Source organism: Streptomyces paradoxus, from assembly GCF_014202475.1.
Classification (GTDB): Bacteria; Actinomycetota; Actinomycetes; order Streptomycetales; family Streptomycetaceae; genus Streptomyces; species Streptomyces paradoxus.
This window is the reverse complement of the sequence record NZ_JACHGV010000031.1, coordinates 1-3,608: the sequence shown is the minus strand read 5'-3', so window position 1 is coordinate 3,608 and position 3,608 is coordinate 1. Positions and strand designations below refer to the sequence as shown.

Genomic DNA, 3,608 nt, shown 5'->3' with positions numbered 1-3,608 from the left:
GCACGAGCACGCGCCGTTGGCCGTGGCGCAGCAGGCCAGTGGTGTGGCGGGGGACGTGCCGCTGTTCACGTCATTGTTCAACTACCGGCACAACGGCGGTGTCGGCGCCGGTGAGGGTGGTGGTTCGGGCCTTGAGGGGATCCGGACTGTCTTCTCGCGGGAGCGGACGAACTATCCGTTGTCGGTGTCGGTGGACGATGACGGTGCGGAGTTGTCGCTTGCGGTGGACGCGGTGGCTTCGGTGGACCCGCGGGTTGTTGGCACGCTGGTGGCGGGTGCTGCGGAGCGGGTGGTGGCTGCGCTGGAGGAGGCGCTGGACGGCGGTGCGGACCGGCCGTTGGTCACCGTGGAGGTGCTGGGCGGGGCGGAGCGTCGGCGGTTGCTGGTGGAGTGGAACGGCACGGCCACCGAGGTGCCGGTGGGGACGCTTCCGCAGTTGTTCGAGGCGCAGGTGGGGCGGGCGCCGGATGCCGTGGCGATCGTTGCTGACGGGGTCGAGGTGTCGTACGCGGAGCTGGACGCGCGGGCGAATCGCCTGGCGCGTCACCTTGTCGGCCAGGGCGTGGGTCCGGAGTCCGTGGTGGGCGTGTGCCTGGACCGCGGCGTCGATGTGGTGGTGACGCTGCTCGCTGTGTCCAAGGCGGGCGGCGCGTATCTGCCCGTCGATCCGGCCTACCCCGCACAGCGGGTGGAGTTCATGCTCGCGGACGCGGGTGCGCTGTGTGTGGTGACCTCTCGGAACGTGCAGGGTGTGCTGCCGCAGGGTGTGGTCAGGGTGGTGCTGGACGAAGCAGCGACTGTCGCGGCGGTGGCGGACGGTGAGACTTCGCCGCTGTCGGATGCGGAGCGGGGTGGGGTGCTGCTGGCTGCGCATCCGGCGTGGGTGATCTACACCTCGGGGTCGACGGGCCGGCCCAAGGGTGTGGTGGTCTCGCATATGGGTGTGGGGTCGCTGGTGGCGGCGCTGGCGGAGCGGTTCGCGGTGGATGGCGAGAGCCGGATGCTTCAGTTCGCGTCCGTGGGCTTTGATGCGGCGTCGGCTGAGATCTGGGTGACGCTGTGTTCCGGGGCCCGGCTGGTCGTGGCGCCGGCGGAGGTGCTGGTGCCGGGGGCCGGGCTGGCCGAGGTGGTGGTGCGGCATGCGGTGACGCATGCGATTTTGCCGCCCGCGGTGCTGGGTGTGGTGGATCCGCGGGATGTGCCGTCGCTGGGGACGGTGGTGTCTGCGGGTGAGGCGCTGACGTCGGAGCTGGTGGCGGTGTGGGGGGCCGGCCGGCGGTTGGTGAACGCCTACGGTCCGACCGAGGCGACGGTGTGTGTGTCGATGTCGCAGCCGTTGGCGGTGGACGATGTGCCGTCCATCGGCGGGCCGGTCGCCAACACTCGTGTGTATGTGCTGGACCGGTGGTTGTCTCCGGTTGCGCCGGGTGTGGCTGGTGAGCTGTATGTGGCGGGTGCGGGCCTGGCGCGTGGGTATGCGGGCCGTCCTGGTCTGACGGCGGAGCGGTTTGTGGCCGACCCGTTCGGTGGGCCGGGTGGGCGGTTGTATCGCACGGGGGATCTGGTGCGGTGGAATGCCGACGGTCAGCTGGAGTATCTGGGCCGGGCGGATGAGCAGGTGAAGATCCGTGGGTTCCGGATCGAGCCGGGTGAGGTGCAGGCGGTCGTCGCCGGCCACCCGCAGGTGGCCCAGGCCGCCGTCGTCGCCCGCGAGGACACTCCTGGTGACAAGCGCCTGGTCGCCTACGTGGTGCCGACTGAGGGTGAGGGCGGTGTGCTGCCTGAGTCCGTGCGGGTGTTGGCTGCCGGATCCCTGCCCCAGTACATGGTGCCGTCGGCGGTGGTGGTCCTGGAGACGCTGCCGCTGACGCCGAACGGGAAGCTGGATCGCAAGGCGCTGCCCGCTCCGGAGTACGCCACCGGTTCCGGCCGCGGTCCCTCCACGGTCCGCGAGGAGATCCTGTGCGGGGTGTTCGCGCAGGTGCTCGGTGTGGACGGTGTCGGTGTCGATGAGGACTTCTTCGCCCTGGGTGGGCATTCGCTCCTCGCGGTGCGCTTGGTGAGCCGGGTGCGGTCGGTGCTGGGAGTCGAGCTGTCGTTGCGTGCGCTGTTCGAAGCGCCGACGGTGGCCGGGCTGGCAGCCCGCGTCGGCGATGCCGACCGGGCGCGGGTCGCCCTGACGGTGCAGGAGCGTCCGGAGCGTCTTCCGCTGTCGTACGCGCAGCGCCGTCTGTGGTTCCTCGGCCAGTTGGAGGGGCCGAGCCCCACGTACAACCTGCCGATGGTGCTGCGGCTCAAGGGCGCGCTGGACACCGCGGCGCTGGATGCCGCGCTGCGGGACGTCATCGGCCGCCATGAGGTGCTGCGCACGGTCTTCGCCACCGCCGACGGCGAGCCCTACCAGCACGTCATCCCCACCGGTGATCTCCAGTGGCGGATGAAGGTCCGTGAGGTGGCCGCGGTGGACGTGGACGCCGCGGTCGCCGAGGCCACGAGGTACGCGTTCGATCTCGCGGCCGAACTTCCGCTGCAGAGCTGGCTGTTCGCTGAGGGACCGGATGAGCACGTGCTCGTCGTGGTGGTGCACCACATCGCCGGTGACGGCTGGTCGATGGGTCCGCTGGCGCGGGATGTGTCGGTGGCGTACGAGGCGCGCTGTGCGGGCCGGTCTCCCGAGTGGGAACCGCTGCCGGTGCAGTACGCGGACTACGCACTGTGGCAGCGCGAACTGCTCGGCGACGACCAGGGCTCGGCGAGCCTCATGGCCCGTCAGCTGACCTCCTGGCGTGCGGCGCTGGCCGATGTCCCCGAAGAGCTCACGCTGCCCTACGACCACCCCCGCCCGGCGGTCCTCGGCCACCGGGGCCACGGTGTTCCGCTGGAGATCCCGGCGGAGGTCCACGCCCGCCTCGTGGAGGTGGCGCGGAACGAGGGCGTGACGATGGCCATGATGCTTCAGTCCGCCCTGGCGGTGCTGCTGTCCCGCCTTGGCGCAGGCACTGACATCCCCATCGGCACGCCCAGCGCCGGACGCACTGACGATGCCCTGGACGACTTGGTCGGCTTCTTCGTCAACACGTTGGTGCTGCGCACGGACCTGTCGGGGAACCCGACGTTCACCGAGCTCTTCTCGCGGGTACGAGAGACGGCTCTGGCGGCGTACGCGCACCAGGACGTGCCGTTCGAGCGCCTGGTGGAGGAACTCGCTCCGTCCCGCTCGCTGGCCCGGCACCCGCTGTTCCAGGTGGCGCTGACGGTGCAGAACAGCGCCGACGCCGTCCTGGACCTGGACGGGCTCCGGGTGGAGGCCGGGCCGGCGGCTGCGCCGGTGGCCAAGTTCGACCTGGACGTGAGCGTCGGCGAGGCCTTCGACGCCGAAGGCCGTCCCGCGGGCCTGCGCGGTGTCCTGGTCGCAGCGGCGGACCTGTTCGAAGAGGACACCGTCCAGCGACTCGCGCAGCGCCTCGGGATGGTGCTCCAGGCCCTGGCCGCCGACCCGGCCATCCGCATCGGCACTGTGGATGTGCTTGGTGAGGTTGAGCGTCGGCGGGTGTTGGTGGAGTGGAATGGCTCGGCGGTTGAGGTGTCGCGGGGCACTGTGCCGGAGT

General features: G+C 70.8%; 1 protein-coding gene. It reads left to right on the top strand.

Features of this window, described 5'->3' with window-relative positions; genetic code table 11:
* The coding region (locus tag HNR57_RS39030; RefSeq protein WP_184568170.1) for a non-ribosomal peptide synthetase at nt 1-3,608 on the top strand (3,608 nt) is incomplete at both ends.